Origin of the sequence: Acinetobacter sp. LoGeW2-3, from assembly GCF_002688565.1 — a bacterium.
Taxonomy (GTDB): domain Bacteria; phylum Pseudomonadota; class Gammaproteobacteria; order Pseudomonadales; family Moraxellaceae; genus Acinetobacter.
The window spans coordinates 80,359-99,200 of sequence record NZ_CP024012.1 but is presented as its reverse complement, the minus strand read 5'-3'; the positions used below and the strand labels follow the sequence as shown (position 1 = coordinate 99,200).

The following is an 18,842-nucleotide window of genomic DNA, read 5'->3' as shown; positions in this document are numbered from 1 at the left end:
TCCTTGACTTAGAAAGAACGAGGCAAACCAAGTAAGTGTTCAGCCACGAAGCTATAAATCAAGTTGGTCGAAATAGGAGCGACTTGGTATAAACGCGTTTCGCGGAATTTACGTTCAATGTCATATTCGTTGGCAAAACCAAAACCACCATGGAACTGTAGACAGTTGTTTGCAGCTTCCCAGCTTGATTTTGCTGCGAGGTATTTTGCCATATTGGCTTCAGCACCACATTTTTCACCACGGTCAAACATTTCACAGGCACGGAAACGCATTAAGTTCGCAGCTTCAATTTCAATGAAGTTTTCTGCTAATGGGAACTGTACACCTTGGTTTTGGCCAATTGGGCGACCGAATACAACACGGTCCTTAACGTACTGAGTAGCACGATCCATAAACCAGTAACCATCACCAATACATTCTGCAGCAATCAAGGTACGTTCAGCATTTAAGCCATCAAGGATATATTTAAAGCCTTTACCTTCTTCGCCAATGAGATTCTCTTCTGGAATTTCGAGATTATCAAAAAAGATTTCATTAGTTTCATGATTCACCATGTTTGGAATAGGGCGAACAATCATTCCATTTTTTTCAGCTTCACGCAGGTCAACCATGAAGATTGACATACCTTCAGATTTTTTGGTGACTTCAGCTAACGGTGTAGTACGTGCCAACAAGATCATCCAATCACTATGTTGTACGCGTGAGATAAATACCTTTTGTCCGTTAACTATATAACGGTCACCTTTTTTTACAGCTGTGGTTTTAATTTTGGTTGTGTCTGTTCCAGTCGTTGGCTCAGTCACGCCCATAGTTTGTAAACGCCATTCACCAGTTGCAATTTTTGGTAGATACAATTCTTTTTGCGCTTTAGAGCCATGGCGTAATAATGTACCCATGTTATACATCTGACCATGGCATGAACCTGCATTACCACCACTGCGGTTAACTTCTTCCATGATGATCGATGCTTCTGTCAGACCAAGACCTGAACCACCGTACTCTTCCGGAATCATTGCAGCCATCCAACCAGCTTTAGTTAAGGCATCTACGAATTCTTCAGGATAAGCACGTTCCTCATCAATTTTGCGATGATATTCAGCCGGGAATTCTGCGCAAAGTGCACGAACTGCTTCACGAATTTCTTGATAGTTATTGATTGTGCTTTTCATAAAAAAGATTTCCTTATCACGTATTGTCTTAATGATTTCGATCATATATTGTTATTTAAGGATTAATAAAATAGAATTATTTGATAGGTTGGATACCAAAAGAATATCGAATGGACATTAAACAACTACGATCGTTTATCACGATTTCTGAAACTAAAAATATTACTAAAGCAGCGACTTTACTGAATATTGTTCAGCCTGCAGTTTCCAGACAAATTCATCTTTTAGAAGATGAACTTGGAGTCGAATTATTTGAGCGTAGCCGGCATGGTATGCATTTAACCCATGAAGGAAAAATTCTAGAGGATTATGCTAGACGTGCTTTGAAAGAAATTGAGACTGCAAAAATTGAGCTGACCTCCTCAGATGGTGCTTTAGAAGGGACAGTCAATATCGGTATCTTAGCCAGCCTCAGTGAGTTACTATCAGTCTCTTTAATGCATGTCATAAGAAAGAAATATCCTAAAGTGAATGTCAAAATTACTGTAGGTTATTCAGGGCATTTAAAGGACTGGTTGGAGAATGGTGAAATTGATCTAGCTTTAATTTATGGATCGGTTTCGTCAAAGTTCCTGGACTTGCAACCTCTGGTTCGTGAACAATTATGGCTTATTGGAGCATATAGCTCAGATCTGTCTGAACAGACTCCTATAGAGCTCAAGGATATGGCTGCATATGATCTAATTTTGCCTTATGCACCGCACCGTTTACGTACTTTGATTGAGCAGGGTTTTCATAAAGCTAAATATGATTTAAAGATTAGTGCTGAAGTGAATGACCTGAATGTGCAGAAGCAACTGGTCAAGGAAGGATTTGGATCTACAATCTTGCCATTGGTTTCGATTAAAAATGAACTTAAACAGAATCTGTTTAAAGCGGCGCCTATTAACCATCCTGATTTTATTCGTGAAATTGGTTTAGCCTTACCAAATACCCGTCATATTTCCAAATTAGTCCATACCATTGCTCAAGAGGTGGTACAGTCTTCAAAAGAGGCTGTCATTAAGCAAGATTGGCTAGGGTGTGAATGGATTGGCAAAGAAAGTTAAAAGCTTATTGAACAGATATAAAAAACGCTCCTTAAGGAGTAATGCCAGTCAGTTAAGAAATTGACTGGCTTTTTCTTGGGTATTTTTGAGGTTTTCCTTTCACAACGCGTGGACAACTTCGAACCCTCCTCTCAGGTAATACATACCTATCAGATTTCTCCATTAAACTTTCCAGATGTTTGGGGAGATTACCTGCAGAAGCCAAAGAATCGAATCTCAGTAAATTAAGAAGGGCGATTGAGGCGATATGAAAGCTGATTCTCAATGGACTCACTTTTGCTCGTTGAGCCATATGTTTCATTTGTCTTCTCAGAACATTATAAGCAATCAAGACCCCCCATAATTCTTGATAAATTAAATCTGGCTGTTTGCTACTTAAGTGCTTACCTTCCTGTAAATTGCTTTTAATTTCTCGGTAACACATCTCTATCTCCCAACGTTGAGCATATAACTTTGCTAAAATTAGAGCTGGATATGTCTTTGAATCTAATAATGAAGTGATATAACGCCTGATTTTCCCTGCCTGCTCAACTTCAATCAAACGTGCTTCCCAGTAATCCCCTAATGTAGGATTAAGTTTCTTGGCTCTTGCTGATATGGGCATCCTGATATGAAAATCATGTGGGGAGTTACGTTTAATAATGTCATAACGTAAATTATCTTTTGCTCGCATAAGCCAATGGCTTGCTTCTGCGCGTGTTTGCCATCCTATTAGAAAATCAGCAGAGAAATAGGCGCGATCAAACAATGTAATACTTTGTGGTGGAGGAGATAATTGATTTGCTAATGTGAGTTCACCCTGATCCATACTCCCTATTTGGGCATCTATGATTTCATGGGTATTGGTATTCACCAGGCATGTGGCTCTAACTTGTGGGTAAGGTGCTACAGCAGTTTTACCCTTAGAAGAGCCAAAGTGATTAAAGTTCTCTTCAGTCAGTGGCATAGACCAAACTACCCCGTCAACAGCACATACGCTAAGACCCTGAAAGTTTGAATATTGTTTTTGTGAATCATCAAACCATGCCTGGCTGAGTAGAGAGAACAAGGTAGCTAAAGGTTCTCGACCTAAACGTTGTCGTGCTTGGACAGCTGCACTAGGAACACAATATTCTGTTGTACCGAACACGAGTTTTAATTGCTCTACCACATAACTGATGGGTTGATTTCGAAACAAGGCAAGTCCAATAACGAGCCACACCACGTGCTCAGCAGGTAATTTTCTCCTTCTGATCGATGCCTTACCTGTTTGATGAAGACTTTTTTCAATCCAGTTTAAGTCAATAAGTTCACGAAAATGGCTGAGTGAAGGTAGGGAATGTTCGAGGGTAGATTCTAAATGTTCAGATAAAGACATAAAAAAAATGAGCGTATTTACATACACTCATTTTTACTACATTTTTCTAAAATTTGCTTAACTGACTGGCATTACTCCTTAAGGAGCATTTTTTGTCTATCTGTTTTTTAAACCGCTTTATTGCTTGCGAGGCTACCAGTTGTTTTTACTGAAGCTGTTTCATCATCAGTCGAAGCAACATTAGCTTGAGGATCGTACATTTTCTCTTTAATAAACAAAGTAGGAAGGGCACAGATCAGATAGGCAGCACCCATCACCATAAAGCCTAGACCAATTGAACCTTCGGTTGCAATAAAGCCAATCGTTGCAGGTGCAATAGTTGAACCAATACGACCCACATTATGTGCAGTACCCATCGCAGTACCACGAACATTGGTTGGAAAACTTTCTGACATATAGGTGGTATATACACCTAGTGGCATGCCATATAAGAAACCGAAAATAACTAAAAGATAAAGAATGTTCGATGCGTTATGGAACATAACAATAATAATTAGGAAGATCGCTGTTGTAATAGCACCGAACATAAATGTGAATTTACGACCTAACTTATCACCCATATAGCCTGCTAGAATCTTACCGCCGATCATCGCTGTATAACTACCAATTAAATAGTTAGTCATCGATTTAAAATTCATGCCTAATTCTTGTTCTAGGTATAATGGCATCCAGTTATTTACGCCATAATAACCAAACTGCATAAATCCTGCGACCATCATCCAGAAGATGAGGGTACGGAAAATGAGTTTATCTTGTACAATTGCTTTAAATACAGAACGGTCACCTTTAACCATTTTGGCTTCAGTTTGAGTGCGATTTAATCGTGCTTTTTTCCATGCTTCAGATTCTTTCACAAAAATAGGCATTAAAATACCAATAATTACTGCTGAACCACTTACAATAAATAGCATACGCCAGCCATATTCTGGAATAATCGCACCTGCAAGCAAAGACGCTACAATATAACCAAATGTCCATCCTGTAAAAATTGTTGCAATAACAGTTGTGCGATATTTAGTAGGGACTAGTTCGGACATTAAGCCTGCACATACCATATAAACTGCACCTAACCCGAGAGCAGAAAGGAAGCGGACTATAGCAAACTCATAAACGTTTGAAACAAAACCTAAAAGAGCAGTCAATAACGAAAATTTGATGATACTTAATGAGATAATACGAACACGACCGAATTTATCACTTGCCCATCCGCCAAAAATACCACCGACTGCCATACCAGCGAGCGTTACACTACCGAGCATACCAGCTTGAAATGAAGATAAACCAAATTCTACTTTAAGACTTGAAAGACTATATGAGAGAAGGAGCATATCGGCCCCATCAACTAAGAGTACTAAAAAGCAAAATATAAAGGCAGCAATCCATTTCTGCTTGGGTGCTGAATTTACTGTATTTCCAACTTGCATATAATTCATCCTTTAAATGCTTATTGTTTTAAATAACATATCGTTTCAAAGTGAATTAATATCTATATTGTTAAAATCTAATATAGATATTGTCCGGGTATGTCTATTAATATCCTTAATTTTCATCATTAAATACTAAGGATAATTGTCCTTATTAACTCTCTCTATATTTAATTTTTAAAAATTTAATCTTCTAAAATATAAATTAATCGAAGATAAGATTTGAAAATAAATATAGATATAAACTAGTCAAAAAACTGTTCAACTATTACTAAATATAATTTGAGTTTTCACGCAATGAAAGGGATTTTCTGATGTTAAATTTTGATCAGTTGAATGCTAAAAATTGATAAGCATATATACAAATAATAAAAAACCATCATATTTCATGATGGCTTTTTAAAATCATTAACTTAAACTTTCTCAAACAGTGCTGCTAGTCCCTGACCACCACCAATACACATAGTCTCTAAACCATAACGCGCATCACGACGTTGCATCTCATGCACAAGACTGGTCATGATACGCATGCCTGTTGCTCCAATTGGATGACCTAAAGAAATACCTGAGCCATTTACATTTACATTGGAGAAGTCTTGGACATTAAGACCTTTTAAGACCGCAAGTGCCTGAGCTGCAAAGGCTTCATTGATCTCAATCAAATCAACATCACTGAGCTTTAACTCAAGCTTGTTTAATAGTTTTTCTACTGCTGGTACTGGACCAATACCCATCCGGCTTGGATCGCAACCAACTGCACTCCAGCCCACAATTTTCGCTAAAGGCGTTAAACCATGTTTTTCTGCATATTCAGCTGATACCACTAAACATCCAGAAGCTGCATCATTTTGCTGACTAGAGTTGCCTGCTGTAGATACACCACCTTCACGGATAGTACGAAGTTTTGCTAAGCTTTCTAGAGTTGTATCTGCACGAATTCCTTCATCACGCGTCACTAGGGTGGTGGTTTTCTTGGTTTTGACTTCTACAGGAACAACTTCAGCATCGAAATAGCCTTGGTTCCAGGCATTTTCTGCATTTTTATGACTTGCTAGGGCAAAAGCATCACATTCTTCACGCGTAATATTATAGTCATTTGCCAAATTATCTGCTGTTTCAGGCATACCTGAAATATAGCCAAAGCGTTCTACAGGTTGTGAACGTTCACGACCACGATCTAGGCGGTCATAGAAAGTTACATTGCCCGCACGGCTACCCCAGCGCATATTGGTCGAGTAATATTCAATATTGCTCATACTCTCTACACCAATGACCATTACTGCTTCAGCCTGGCCAGTCTGTACATTCATGGCAGCATTAACCAACGCCTGTAAACCTGAGCCACAACGACGGTCCAGGGTATAACCAGGAACTTCGATTGGTAAACCTGCAGCAAGGGCAGCATAACGGCCTAGACATGGTGCTTCACTGGATGAATAAGACTGCGAAGCAATTACTTCATCTAGTGTGCTTGGATCAATTTTGGTCTTTTCTAAAATACTTTGAATAATTTTAACCGACAAGTCCACTGCCGTAAGTGAAGCTAGAGAGCCGCCAAATTTTCCAATTGGCGTACGTAATGGACTAACGATATAAGCTTCTTTCATTTTTTAACTCCATTTAAATCAGTGAAAGTTGTTGTGCTTCCGCAGTAAGATTCGCCCTGAAATCCGGATGGGTAATTTCAATCATCTTTTCTACACGTTGAGACAGGCTTAAGCCGCGTAAATCGGCAATACCATACTCGGTCACAAAAATAGAAGCATCACTGCGTGGGGTAGATACAGGACCATTCAGTGTAGACACGATACGGCTAAAGTTTTTTCCGGCACTTGGTAAGGCGATGATGGAACAACCTTTGATAGCGTTATTTGCAGCACGGATAAAATCTATGGCACCACCGACAGCACCAACATAAGTACCATTTGCCACTTCTGCATTAATTTGTCCTGTCAGATCTACTTCAATGGCTGAGTTAACAGCGACCAAGTTATCGATCTGTGCCAAAACTTCAGAATTGTGGGTATATGAAGTCGGGCGTAACTGCACGTTGGTATTGTTGTGAACAAACTGGTGGAGAGAACGGGTACCGTTGATTAAGCCAGTAATGGTAATTCCAGTATCAATTTTTTTCTGGCTATTATTAATCACGCCTTGTTGCATTAACTTGGCGATGCCATCGCTAATAATGCCACTATGAACACCTAAATTTTGATGTTGTTTAAGCGCATTGAGTACGGCTTCAGGAAGGGTGCCGATACCGATTTGTAGAGTTGAGCCATCTGGAATCAGTTGCGCAACTTTTGTGGCAATTATGGTGTTGAGATCATTCTGAGCTGATTCAGTTTCATCGCTATAGTGACGGTCTGTTTCTACAATGACATCAAAATCATCTGCCGTTAAATAAGCAGTAGAATGAGTCCAGGGTAATTGCTGGTTCACCTCTGCAATCACGACACGTGCTGAAGAGATAAGATCCGCCACATAATCCTGACCTAATCCAAAGCTATATTGTCCTGATTCATTGGGTTTAGTTACCTGAATCAGTACGACATCTGGACGTAATTTCTGAGCAAAATTTGAATAATGGCTTGGAATAATATCCAGACATTGAGCTTTAGCGAGTAAACGGTTGGAACCCGCACCACAATAACTACTGAAACGGATTTGGTCTGTGTGTTCGACTTGGCAGGTGCCGTAGTTGCTAATGCCTAAAAATACCCTAAAAGGTTTTAGTTGGTGGCGTTGCTGCATTAAATGCTGAGTGAGGGTCAAGGGTTCTGCTTGTGCTTGTCCCCAAATCACCAGATCATTTTGCTGAATGTAATCAGCCCAATTTAATCGGGAAAGATCATTGATTCTTAACATAAGAATATACCGATGCAAATATAAAAAATGCTGAAATTGCATTGTGCAGTTTCAGCATATTGGGCTTTATTATTGAGTTGCTTCTCGGATCATATTTCTTGCAATAATGATCTGTTGAATTTGTGTTGTGCCTTCATATAAGCGGAATAAACGTACGTCACGGTAGAAACGTTCTAGAGGATATTCGCTTATATAACCTGAGCCACCCAGAATTTGAACACCACGATCTGCAACACGACCACACATTTCAGTTGCGAACATTTTCGCGCAAGATGATTCAGTATTTACATTGTGCCCAGCATCGCGTTTACGTGCTGCATCAAGTACCATACATTTCGCAGCATAAATTTCAGCTTTAGAATCAGCAAGCATGGCTTGGATTAACTGGAAGTTTGCAATAGGTTCACCGAACTGTTTGCGGTCTAAAGCATAGCGCAGAGCATCATCTAGAATACGGGAAGCAGCGCCCACACTAAGCGCGGCAATATGTAAACGACCTTTATCTAGAACTTTCATGGCAGTTTTGAAACCAACACCTTCCACACCACCAATTAAGCTTGATGCAGGAATACGACAATTTTCAAAAATAACATCACAAGTATGAGCGCCTTTTTGTCCCATTTTCTTGTCACGTTTGCCTAAAGAAATACCTGGTAATTTACTATCTATAATGAATGCAGAAATACCCCCCGCACCTTTGATTTCAGGGTTGGTACGTGCCATCACCGTGAATACACCTGCATGCGGTGCATTGGTAATGAAACGTTTAGTCCCATTTAAAATATATTCATCACCGTCTTTTACAGCAGTTGTTTTCAGTGATGCAGCATCTGAGCCAGAATCAGGTTCAGTCAAACAGAAAGAACCAATGATTTCACCTGATGCAAATTTTGGCAGATATTTATGTTTTTGTTCTTCTGTACCGTCAATAATTAAACCGGCTGCACCGATACCGTTATTGGTTCCGATGTAAGAACGGAAAGCAGGGGAAGTTCGACCTAACTCAAAGGCAATATTGACTTCCTCTTCCATGGTCAGACCTAGACCATCATATTGCTCCGGAATCGTGAGACCAAATAGACCAAGTTCTTTCATTTGCTGAACGATATGCTCAGGCATTTCATCAGTTTCGGCAATTAATTCTTCATTGGGGATAAGAACGCCATCTACAAACTGGCGCAGCATATCGAGCAATTGGTTCAGTGTTTCCTGGTCTCTGATCATCTTTCTACTCCATTTTGGATTTATCCAGTCATTGGATAAACCCATTCATTGTCCTTTTGATTACTTGATTTGTATCTTAGTAATTCTGATTTACGATCAATATAATGTATCGTAAATATTAAGTGTTATAGTTTTTTTTGATTTAATTAATCAAAATTTAATATCTGCTTTAGCGTATAGAAGGATTTCTTTTTTTGAATTTCGAATGTATGTTCTAAACCTAGAATAAGGTTGTTCGAGATAAGAAAGAGTCAGATATGGATATATTGAAGCTTAGGGTTACTGATGAAGGCGTCGCAATTCTACAACTAAATCGTCCAGAGGCGAAAAATGCATTGAATCTTGCCCTACGTCAGGAACTTGCAGAAAAATTTGATGAACTTTCAAGTAATAAGGCAGTTAAAGCAATTGTCTTGACTGGTGGTGAAAAAGTCTTTGCTGCCGGTGCTGATGTCAATGATTTTCTAACAGCGACAACCCGTGAAATGTATTTACGTCATACGGAAGCCTATTGGAAAAGTATTAGCGATTGTAAAAAACCAATTATTGCAGCCGTAAATGGTTATGCACTTGGTGGTGGCTGTGAGTTGGCAATGCATGCGGACATTATTATTGCTAACGAAGATACCAAGTTTGGTCAGCCTGAAGTTCGTTTGGGTTTAATGCCAGGTGCAGGCGGAACACAACGCTTACTGCGTGCAATTGGTAAATACAAAACCATGTTATGGGTGTTGTCGGGCAAATTATTTAATGCCAAAGAAGCATCAGAGATGGGGTTGGTTTCAGAAGTCGTATCCGGAGATGCCACGATACATGCACTCGAAGTCGCAAAAACGATTGCTGGTTTCTCAACAATTTCTGTGGAACAAATTAAAGAAGTTACTTTACTCGGTCAGGATATGGCTTTAGACGGAGCGCTGGCCTTAGAGCGTAAAGCATTACAAATTTTATTCGATACCAAGGATCAAAAAGAAGGCGTAAGTGCCTTCCTGGAAAAACGTACACCAAATTATCAGGGAGAGTAATTGAATGTCGATCGAAAAAATGGCGTTAGTCGGCACTGGCGTAATGGGAATGGGTATTGCCCAGATTGCTGCACAAGCTGGTTTGGAAGTGCGATTGTTTGATGTGCAACAAGGTGCAGCTCAAGCGGGTCTAGATAAACTCAAAAAGACCTTAGAAAAATTGGTCGCAAAAGGCAAAATTACTCAAGCAGATTATGACAATACCATTGCCCGTTTTGTTGTACTCGATAATATCGAACAGATTGCAGGTGTTGACCTGGTTGTTGAAGCTATTATTGAAAACTTAGAGATCAAGCAAAAGCTATTTAAACAACTTGAACAGATTGTATCAGAACAAACAATTTTAGTATCAAATACCTCATCTCTGGTTGTGACTGAAATTGCTGCTAGTTGTCAGCATAAATCACGTATTGCGGGCTTCCATTTCTTTAACCCAGTGCCACTAATGAAGATCGTTGAAGTGGTGAAAGGTTTATTTACATCTGATGAGGTCGTGGATGAATTATTGAAGTTGGCAGAACGCATGGGGCATTTTGGTGTTAAAACTAAAGACACGCCAGGATTCCTGGTTAACCATGCAGGTCGTGCCTTCGGTACAGAATCATTAAAGATTTTAGGTGAAGGTGTTGCAACTGTCAGCGAGATGGATCGTATTTTACGTGAAGCTGCTGGCTTTAAAATGGGACCATTTGAACTCTACGATTTAACAGGTCTAGATGTTTCCCACCGTGTGATGGAATCGATTTTTAATCAGTACTATCAAGAAGATCGTTACCGTCCAAATACTTTAACCCGTCTCATGCTATCTGCGAACACCGTGGGTAAAAAGGTAGGTGAAGGCTTCTATAAGTACGACCAGGATACACGTTTAAATCAGGAACCTCCGCAACTCGTACCACAGGTTTCGGAATTTAAGCCTGTATGGATTGCAGCTGATTATGAAAGTGATGCGGAGATATTAAAACAGTATGTGCTTTCACAAGGGGTAGTGCTGGATAATGCAGAAACGCCAGCAGCAGATAGTCTGATTATTCTTGCGACATATGGTGAAGATACCACCACTGCTAGTCAGCGCTTAAATGTAGATGCGAAACGTGCAGTCAACATTGATATGTTGACTGACTTTAATAAACATCGTGTATTAATGCCCTCTATTGTTACTGAACAGGTTTATGTGGATCAGGCACATGCATTATTTGCGGCGAATGATCATGGCGTTAGTGTCATTGAAGAAAGTGTCGGTTTTGTATGCCAACGCGTCGTCCCTATGATTATTAATCTGGCATGTGACATTGCACAGCAGGGTATTGCAACGGCTTCGGATATTGATAAAGCTGTTCGTCTAGGGCTGGGTTATCCGTACGGTCCAATTACATGGGGCAATGTGTTAGGTCCTGACAGAATCTTACTCATTCTTGATCGTATTTATGCCATTACAGGTGATCAACGTTACCGCCCAAGTCCATGGCTACAACGTCGTGCAAAGTTGAAAGTAGATTTATTACATTCAGTGAATAAAGTGTCAGCTTAAGTGCAAATCACTAAAATATTTTAAAGATAACAATGCTCAGTGGGATTGTCTGAGCCGAACAGACAAAGGAAAGAAATATGGGTGCATTAGCAGGTATTCGCGTACTCGATTTGAGCCGAATTTTAGCCGGACCATGGTGTGGTCAAATCCTTGCAGATTTAGGTGCAGAAGTTATTAAAGTTGAACGTCCAAAAGTAGGTGATGATACCCGTATGTGGGGACCGCCTTGGATGAAAAATGATCGTGGTGAGGAAACTTCGGAGGGTGCGTACTTCCAGGCAGCAAACCGTAATAAGCATTCAATTACCATTGATATTTCAACGTCTGAAGGTCAGGAAATCGTTCGTACTCTAGTGAAAGATAGCGATGTAGTGATTGAAAACTATAAAGCTGGTTCATTGAAGTATTATGGTTTGGATTATGATACGCTAAAAGAGATTAATCCAGGATTAATCTATTGCTCAATCACCGGTTTTGGTCAGGATGGCCCACGTGCCGCTGAACCAGGCTATGATTACATCATTCAGGGGATTGGCGGTTTAATGTCGGTGACTGGTGACAAAGAACCCATGAAGACTAGTGTTGCATTTGCTGATCTTAATACCGGTTTGTACTCTGCGATTGCCATTCAGGGTGCTCTCATCAATCGCTTTAGAACAGGGCAAGGTCAACATATTGATATGGCTCTTCTAGATGTACAAGTCGCTTGCTTAGCCAATATTGGTATGAACTATATTACTTCAGGTGAAATTCCTAAGCGTTATGGTAATGCGCACGCCAATGTTGTTCCGTATCAAGTCTTTAAAGCGAATGATCAAGACTTTATTGTCGCTTGTGGTAATGATAAACAGTTCGTTGCATTGTGTAAGGCAATTGGCTTAATAGACCTTGCTCAAGATCCTCGCTTTACAACCAATGCATTGCGCCTGAAAAATCGTGACGAAATTGTAGAAATTTTATCTCAGCATTTCTTGACCAATACAGCTAAATACTGGGTAGAAGTCATTCAGGCCGTGAAGGTGCCAGTAGGGGTGATTAATAACCTGCAGCAAACTTTTGAAGAACCTCAGGTTAAGCACCGTAAAATGCTGGTTGACCTTGAACATCCGCTTAAAAAGAACCTTAAGGTCATTGCATCACCAATCAAATATTCACGTACTCCAGTTGAATATCGTAAAGCACCCCCGATGTTGGGTGAAGATACAGATGCAATTTTATCGCGCTATATGGCTGATGATGAAATTGAAAAGTTACGTGCCAATGGCATCGTGGGGTAGGCCTACCTATGGCTAAGATAATGATTACTATACCTTAGCCTTTTTTAATTCCCGTTAAAACATGAACGAATCAAATCTTATTCAGAGATTTGAGAGGGATGTCTTGTCTTAATTTCAATAAATATCTTTGTTGTTGAATTGAGAATATTAAAAAAGATTCATGCAGATGGCATGAATAATCATAAGTAAAATCGGAGATCGTAAATGGATTTAATACGTCATAAGCTTGCTGTAGCATTATTGGGAGCAATGTGCAGCTCTGCAATTTATGCTGCTGACTCAACTGAGCAACAGCAAATTCAGGAACTGCGTCAAGAACTCGATGCTTTAAAAGCGTGGGTAGCACAACAAAAAGCAGCATTAGAGAATCAGACTGTAGCGACACCAGCAGTGACACTTGTTCCTGCAGCACCTCAAATTGAACAATCAAAGCCTACAACGCTAAAAAGTAAGGCAGGTGCGGAGGTGAATCTGTATGGTTTTATCCGTGCAGATGCAGCCTACCAATTTGAAGGTGGTACAGGAATCTTTAACCGAATTAATAAGATCGCATTAGATAATGATCCAGAAAATCCTAATAAACGTGCTACCGAAAAACGTTTTGATTCAACAGCAACTGCCACACGTATTGGTTTAGATTTTAAAGCTCCCGTTCAGGATCATGACGTTAACGGTAAGATTGAGATCGACTTTAGAGGCGGAGCAAGTAATGATACAGTCCGTATCCGTCATGCTTATGTAAGCGTTGATAACTGGTTGTTAGGTCAAACAACATCAACCTTCCTTTCTACTGAAACTTTGCCAGAACTTCTGGATTTTAATGGTGTACTTGGTGGCGGGGTTTTCCGTACCCCAATGGTACGTTATAGCGATAGCTTGAATGCCAACACTCAGTATATGCTGGGTCTGGAAAAATCGAGTTCGGATAATGAATACCCTACTTTAGCAGCTAAACTAACCCATCAATTTGAAGATGGGAAGGGATTCGTCAATATACGTGGTATGGCGCAGGAAGTACGTGCCCGCACGGATGAAAAAGACTATACAGATTTTGGTTGGGGCGTAGGCGTTGGTCTAAAGTATAAGCCAATTGCAAAACTTAACCTGACCGCCAATTATGCCCATGCTGTAGGGGATGACAAATATTTCTTATATAACCTCGATAACTCTATTCCTGAAGCGAATGATATTGATCTGGTGGAATTTGATGCTGTAAGTGCTGGGGCAACTTATCAATTCACACCAAAAATCAGAAGTACGCTTGGTTATGGTGCCTTATTCTATGATGAGAATGTTGTAAAGGGTAATGATAACTTACAGCAGGGTTGGTTAAACGTAATGTATAACCCATTTAAACCAGTGACTTTCGGTGTTGAATATATTTATGGTGAGCGTGAAACACTTGACAATAAATCAGGTACTGATAGCCGTTTAGAATTTATGGCTAAATATGATTTTTAAAAGTATAAAATCATATTTTAGTTGATTAAATAAAATAGCCTATCTGATTTTAGATAGGCTATTTAAAATATATAAATAATAAAAATATTATTTTCGAATAATCATAAGCGTTGCTGTGCCGTGAGCAAATACTTTATCATTTTCATCTACGATTCGGCCTTCAGTCATGACTAAGGTACGACCCGCATTAATAATTGTGCCAATACCACGATAGGTTTTATTAACCTGCATTGGGCGAATCATCTTTATGTTTAAATCTGTAGTTGCGAAGGGTATACCTTTTTCCATAATAGTATGGGCAGCCGCACCTGTAACGCTATCTAAAACCGTTGCACAGAAACCACCATGTACACCACCTTGAAGGTTTACATGTTGTTGATTTGGTGTAACTTCATAAATAATATAACCCGTTTTTACCTCAACAAGTTTCATGGGGATAGTGCTGGCCATTGGAGCATGAGGTAAAGTTCCATCTTTAACTGCAGTTAGAAATTCTAAGCCAGTATATTGATCCATAGACATGTAAATTTCCTTCAGGGCTTTGAATAATAGTACTAAATCCTAGTTTATTTATAACATAAAAATAGAATACTAAAATCATTTACATTGATTTTTTTTATTATCTATTGGTATGTATAGCGAAAATCTATGGGGTTATTCATTAAATTATATTATATCTATTTTTTAAATAAATGTAGATTGAGAATATAGGTGGTCAGGATGGAAATTAATCATGATTATGAAAAAGATCATGTATGAGTTATTGATTGAATTTAAATACTTTTAGTAATTGATAATTACTATTTTAATAAATTTGATTCCTTTCTATCTAAAAAATTATGCATTGTGATCTATATCCAATGTTTATCTTCTCATCTTCTTAATTTCTAGCTGATCCTAGAAATAAGAAATTTTATATCTAAAGAATATTATGCGCCAAATACAGAAAATTTTAGTTGCGAACCGTGGTGAAATTGCCATTCGTGTTATGCGTGCTGCATCTGAAATGGGAATTCGTACTGTTGCGATTTATGCAGAAGAAGATAAATTCGCAATGCATCGTTTTAAATCAGATGAAGCTTATCAAGTTGGAGCAGGCAAAAAACCAATTGCGGCCTATCTGGATATTGATGACATTATTCGTATTGCCAAAGCAAATCAGGTCGATGCAATTCATCCAGGTTATGGGTTTCTGTCGGAAAATCCTGAGTTCGCTGAAGCCTGTAAGGCTGAAGGTATTCAGTTTATCGGCCCTACCCATGATGTAATGCGCCAACTTGGCAATAAAGTCATGGCACGTAATGTGGCTATTATTGCAGGGGTACCGGTAATTCCTGCAACCTGTGCTTTACCTGAATCAATTGTAGAATGTCGTGATATTGCCGCAAAGATTGGTTACCCACTTATGCTCAAAGCAAGCTGGGGCGGGGGCGGTCGCGGTATGCGTGTTATTGAAGATGAAAACCAACTAGAAGATGCTATCCAGATTGCGCGTCGTGAAGCTAAATCTGCTTTTGGTAATGATGAACTCTATTTAGAAAAGTTAATTCGACAAGCTCGTCATGTTGAAGTTCAGATTTTAGGTGATACACATGGAAATATTGTGCATCTGTTTGAGCGAGACTGTACTGTTCAGCGTCGTAATCAGAAAGTGGTTGAACGTGCACCAGCACCTTATTTAAAAGAAGAACAGCGTAATAAACTATGTGCTGCAGCCTTAAGATTGGCTCATGCTGTGAACTATACTCATGCTGGCACAGTAGAGTTTCTGATGGATGCAGAAACCGATGAGTTTTATTTTATCGAAGTCAATCCTCGTATTCAGGTCGAACATACGGTGACTGAGGAAATTACTGGTATTGACATTGTCAAAGCACAAATTCGCATAACTGAAGGCGCTAAAATTGGTGATTCTGAAAACTTTTTGCCTCAACAATCGGACATTAAACTACTTGGACACGCAGTCCAATGTCGTCTTACTACAGAAGATCCTAAAAATGGTTTTATGCCGGATCATGGTAAATTAACAGCTTATCGCGCAGGTACAGGTTTTGGTGTACGTGTAGATAGTGGAACAGCTTATACAGGTGCTGTAATTAGCCCATATTATGATTCACTCTTAGCTAAAGTTACTGTACGTGGCTCATCTATGGATGAGACAAATGCAAGAATGCTGAGAACTTTAAAAGAGTTTAGGATTCGTGGTGTAGCAAATAATTTGGCATTTTTAGAAAATGTGATTACTCATCCACTATTTAGTTCAGGTCAATGCACAACTAAATTTATTGATACCACCCCAGAATTGTTAAATTTTCCTTTAAAACAAGATCGTGCTACAAAGCTTTTAGAGTTTTTAGGGGATATTACAGTCAATGGTCAACCAGAACTAAAAGGGCGTCCATTGCCTCAAACACCGGTTACTATAGCGCAATTACCATTTTCTACTTCTAGAGATTCATTGCCTAGTGGCACGCGTGATCAATTTAAATTATTGGGTGCAGATGGTTTTAGTCAATGGATGCTGGATCAGAAACGTGTCCTGATCACTGACACCACCATGCGTGATGCACATCAGTCTCTATTTGCAACCCGTATGCGTAGCGCAGATATGCTGGAGATAGCACCTTATTATGCGCAGATGGCAAGTCAACTATTTTCATTAGAGTGTTGGGGCGGTGCAACCTTTGATGTTTCAATGCGCTTTTTAAAAGAAGATCCTTGGGAGCGTTTGGAAAAACTACGTGAAGCTGTACCAAATATTTTATTCCAGATGTTGTTAAGGTCATCAAATGCTGTTGGATACACAAATTATCCAGATAATGTTGTACGTCATTTTATTCAGCAAGCAGCACATTCTGGAATTGACCTGTTCCGAGTATTTGACTCACTCAATGCTGTAGATAATATGCGTGTCGCCATTGATGCAGTTCGAGAGTCAGGCATGTTATGTGAAACGGCTATTTGCTATACCGGTGACCTGTTTGATAGTAGCCGACGCTATAACCTGAAATATTATGTTGAAATGGCAAAGCAGTTAGAAAAAGCGGGTGCCAATATCCTGGCAATTAAAGATATGGCAGGAATCTGTAAGCCTAAAGCAGCCTATGAATTGATTAAGACTTTAAAAAAAGAAACTGGTTTACCCATTCATTTTCATACGCATGATACGAGTGGTATCGCAGCAGCCAGTATTTTGTCAGCCATTGATGCGGGTGTAGATGCAGTAGACACCGCAATGGACGCGATGAGTGGCTTGACGTCGCAACCGAGCATGGGATCTATAGTTTCAGCTTTACAACATACAGAGCGTGATACAGGACTTGATCAGAAAAAGTTGCAAGAGATGTCAAGCTACTGGGAAGGGGTACGTCGTATTTATGCACCATTTGAAGCAGATATGCGTGCAGGCACTGCAGATGTATACCATCATGAAATGCCAGGTGGACAATATACTAATCTACGTGAGCAGGCACGATCATTAGGGCTTGAAGAGCGTTGGTCTGAAATCTCAGATGCCTATGCACAAGTGAATCTTCTGTTTGGTGATATTGTCAAAGTGACTCCTACATCAAAAGTAGTGGGCGATATGGCATTGTTTATGGTGTCAAATAATCTCAATGTAGATGATATTTTAAATCCTGATCATGATATTGATTTTCCTGAATCCGTTATCTCATTATTTAAAGGTGAATTAGGTACACCGGCACATGGTTTTCCTAAAGAGCTGCAGCAAAAGATTTTAAAAGGTGAGCAGCCTTTAAATGATCGTCCTGGTGCTATTTTGCCTGCTATCAATTTAGAGTTTGAAAAACATAAGATTGAACAGCAGTTGGGGCAAACAATTAGTGATTGTGAGTTTGCTTCTTATCTCATGTATCCAAAAGTATTTACTACATTTATGCGCCATAAGCAGAAGTATGGAGAAGTTTCGAGTATTCCATCTACCGCTTTTTTTTATGGTCTGAAAGAACATGAGGCTGTCAAAGTCCCTCTTGAACAAGGGAAAACTTTAGAAATTAAACTGTTAGCACAATCTCAGGCTAAAAATGGTGCAGTGGATCTGTTTGTTGAATTGAATGGGCAATTACGTCTATTGCAAGTTCGCCAGCAAGGGCAATTAATTGAGAAGGGGCGTGTACAGGCAGAACTTGGAAATTCACGTCATGTCGGAGCACCAATGCCAGGGATGATCAGTACAGTTACAGTTAAGACGGGGCAAAAAGTTGTTAAGGGTGAAACTTTATTTACTGTGGAAGCGATGAAAATGGAACTGGCTGTAAAAGCAGAAGTTGATTGTATTATTCAAGAAATTTTACTTGATGCAGGACAGCCCGTAAAAAGCATGGATCTCGTCATAACTTTAGTGTGATTGTGAGTAAGGATATTTAATAAATAAGCTCAGATAAATTGTCTGGGCTTATTAAATATTTATATTTTTCAATGTTATATAATTATAG

At 39.4% G+C, this 18,842-nt stretch carries 13 protein-coding genes; 6 read left to right on the top strand and 7 right to left on the bottom strand.

The window, feature by feature from the left end:
* Nucleotides 1–8: 8 nt before the first annotated feature.
* Complete coding sequence (locus BS636_RS15800; protein WP_099339740.1) at nt 9–1,169, bottom strand: acyl-CoA dehydrogenase family protein; 1,161 nt, start codon at nt 1,167–1,169, stop codon at nt 9–11.
* 110 nt (nt 1,170–1,279) lie between these two features.
* Between BS636_RS15800 and BS636_RS15795 the strand changes: the two genes are divergently transcribed.
* The gene (locus BS636_RS15795) at nt 1,280–2,218 is read left to right on the top strand and encodes a LysR family transcriptional regulator (protein ID WP_099339739.1); all 939 of its coding nucleotides are present in this window, start codon (nt 1,280–1,282) and stop codon (nt 2,216–2,218) included.
* 52 nt (nt 2,219–2,270) lie between these two features.
* Here the strand turns inward: BS636_RS15795 and BS636_RS15790 are convergent, their stop codons facing one another.
* The 5 genes from BS636_RS15790 to BS636_RS15770 all read right to left on the bottom strand — a co-directional run bounded on the left by BS636_RS15790 (nt 2,271) and on the right by BS636_RS15770 (nt 9,091).
* Nucleotides 2,271–3,575 carry an IS4 family transposase gene (locus BS636_RS15790; protein ID WP_099339805.1) on the bottom strand — a complete coding sequence of 435 codons (1,305 nt, stop codon included), beginning with the start codon at nt 3,573–3,575 and terminating at the stop codon, nt 2,271–2,273.
* A 107-nt stretch (nt 3,576–3,682) separates the two neighbouring features.
* Nucleotides 3,683–4,999, bottom strand: coding sequence for an MFS transporter (locus BS636_RS15785; protein ID WP_099339738.1), 1,317 nt, complete (start codon nt 4,997–4,999; stop codon nt 3,683–3,685).
* 413 nt (nt 5,000–5,412) lie between these two features.
* Nucleotides 5,413–6,606: an acetyl-CoA C-acetyltransferase gene (locus BS636_RS15780; RefSeq protein WP_099339737.1), complete on the bottom strand. Its 1,194-nt coding sequence runs from the start codon at nt 6,604–6,606 to the stop codon at nt 5,413–5,415.
* A gap of 13 nt (nt 6,607–6,619) precedes the next feature.
* Nucleotides 6,620–7,867 (bottom strand): acetyl-CoA hydrolase/transferase family protein, encoded by a 1,248-nt coding sequence (locus BS636_RS15775; protein ID WP_099339736.1) that lies wholly within the window; start codon nt 7,865–7,867, stop codon nt 6,620–6,622.
* A gap of 69 nt (nt 7,868–7,936) precedes the next feature.
* Nucleotides 7,937–9,091, bottom strand: coding sequence for an acyl-CoA dehydrogenase family protein (locus BS636_RS15770; RefSeq protein WP_099339735.1), 1,155 nt, complete (start codon nt 9,089–9,091; stop codon nt 7,937–7,939).
* A gap of 257 nt (nt 9,092–9,348) precedes the next feature.
* Between BS636_RS15770 and BS636_RS15765 the strand changes: the two genes are divergently transcribed.
* The 4 genes from BS636_RS15765 to BS636_RS15750 all read left to right on the top strand — a co-directional run bounded on the left by BS636_RS15765 (nt 9,349) and on the right by BS636_RS15750 (nt 14,385).
* Nucleotides 9,349–10,116 carry an enoyl-CoA hydratase-related protein gene (locus BS636_RS15765; protein ID WP_099339734.1) on the top strand — a complete coding sequence of 256 codons (768 nt, stop codon included), beginning with the start codon at nt 9,349–9,351 and terminating at the stop codon, nt 10,114–10,116.
* 4 nt (nt 10,117–10,120) lie between these two features.
* On the top strand, nt 10,121–11,647 hold the full coding sequence (locus tag BS636_RS15760) for a 3-hydroxyacyl-CoA dehydrogenase (RefSeq protein ID WP_099339733.1): 1,527 nt from the start codon (nt 10,121–10,123) through the stop codon (nt 11,645–11,647).
* A gap of 77 nt (nt 11,648–11,724) precedes the next feature.
* Nucleotides 11,725–12,924: a CaiB/BaiF CoA transferase family protein gene (locus tag BS636_RS15755; protein WP_099339732.1), complete on the top strand. Its 1,200-nt coding sequence runs from the start codon at nt 11,725–11,727 to the stop codon at nt 12,922–12,924.
* A 204-nt stretch (nt 12,925–13,128) separates the two neighbouring features.
* Nucleotides 13,129–14,385, top strand: a complete 1,257-nt coding sequence (locus tag BS636_RS15750; RefSeq protein WP_099339731.1) for a DcaP family trimeric outer membrane transporter — start codon at nt 13,129–13,131, stop codon at nt 14,383–14,385.
* Between the two features lie 87 nt (nt 14,386–14,472).
* Here the strand turns inward: BS636_RS15750 and BS636_RS15745 are convergent, their stop codons facing one another.
* Nucleotides 14,473–14,907 (bottom strand): PaaI family thioesterase, encoded by a 435-nt coding sequence (locus BS636_RS15745; protein ID WP_099339730.1) that lies wholly within the window; start codon nt 14,905–14,907, stop codon nt 14,473–14,475.
* Nucleotides 14,908–15,316: 409 nt separating this feature from the next.
* Here BS636_RS15745 and BS636_RS15740 point away from each other — a divergent pair, with 409 nt between their 5' ends.
* Nucleotides 15,317–18,754 (top strand): pyruvate carboxylase, encoded by a 3,438-nt coding sequence (locus BS636_RS15740; protein WP_099339729.1) that lies wholly within the window; start codon nt 15,317–15,319, stop codon nt 18,752–18,754.
* Nucleotides 18,755–18,842: the final 88 nt, after the last annotated feature.

Excerpts from the sequence above, each read along its gene's own strand:
- BS636_RS15800 (WP_099339740.1), bottom strand. The coding sequence starts at position 1,169 with ATGAAAAGCACAATCAATAACTATCAAGAAATTCGTGAAGCAGTTCGT.
- BS636_RS15795 (WP_099339739.1), top strand. The coding sequence starts at position 1,280 with ATGGACATTAAACAACTACGATCGTTTATCACGATTTCTGAAACTAAA.
- BS636_RS15790 (WP_099339805.1), bottom strand. The coding sequence starts at position 3,575 with ATGTCTTTATCTGAACATTTAGAATCTACCCTCGAACATTCCCTACCT.
- BS636_RS15785 (WP_099339738.1), bottom strand. The coding sequence starts at position 4,999 with ATGCAAGTTGGAAATACAGTAAATTCAGCACCCAAGCAGAAATGGATT.
- BS636_RS15780 (WP_099339737.1), bottom strand. The coding sequence starts at position 6,606 with ATGAAAGAAGCTTATATCGTTAGTCCATTACGTACGCCAATTGGAAAA.
- BS636_RS15775 (WP_099339736.1), bottom strand. The coding sequence starts at position 7,867 with ATGTTAAGAATCAATGATCTTTCCCGATTAAATTGGGCTGATTACATT.
- BS636_RS15770 (WP_099339735.1), bottom strand. The coding sequence starts at position 9,091 with ATGATCAGAGACCAGGAAACACTGAACCAATTGCTCGATATGCTGCGC.
- BS636_RS15765 (WP_099339734.1), top strand. The coding sequence starts at position 9,349 with ATGGATATATTGAAGCTTAGGGTTACTGATGAAGGCGTCGCAATTCTA.
- BS636_RS15760 (WP_099339733.1), top strand. The coding sequence starts at position 10,121 with ATGTCGATCGAAAAAATGGCGTTAGTCGGCACTGGCGTAATGGGAATG.
- BS636_RS15755 (WP_099339732.1), top strand. The coding sequence starts at position 11,725 with ATGGGTGCATTAGCAGGTATTCGCGTACTCGATTTGAGCCGAATTTTA.
- BS636_RS15750 (WP_099339731.1), top strand. The coding sequence starts at position 13,129 with ATGGATTTAATACGTCATAAGCTTGCTGTAGCATTATTGGGAGCAATG.
- BS636_RS15745 (WP_099339730.1), bottom strand. The coding sequence starts at position 14,907 with ATGTCTATGGATCAATATACTGGCTTAGAATTTCTAACTGCAGTTAAA.
- BS636_RS15740 (WP_099339729.1), top strand. The coding sequence starts at position 15,317 with ATGCGCCAAATACAGAAAATTTTAGTTGCGAACCGTGGTGAAATTGCC.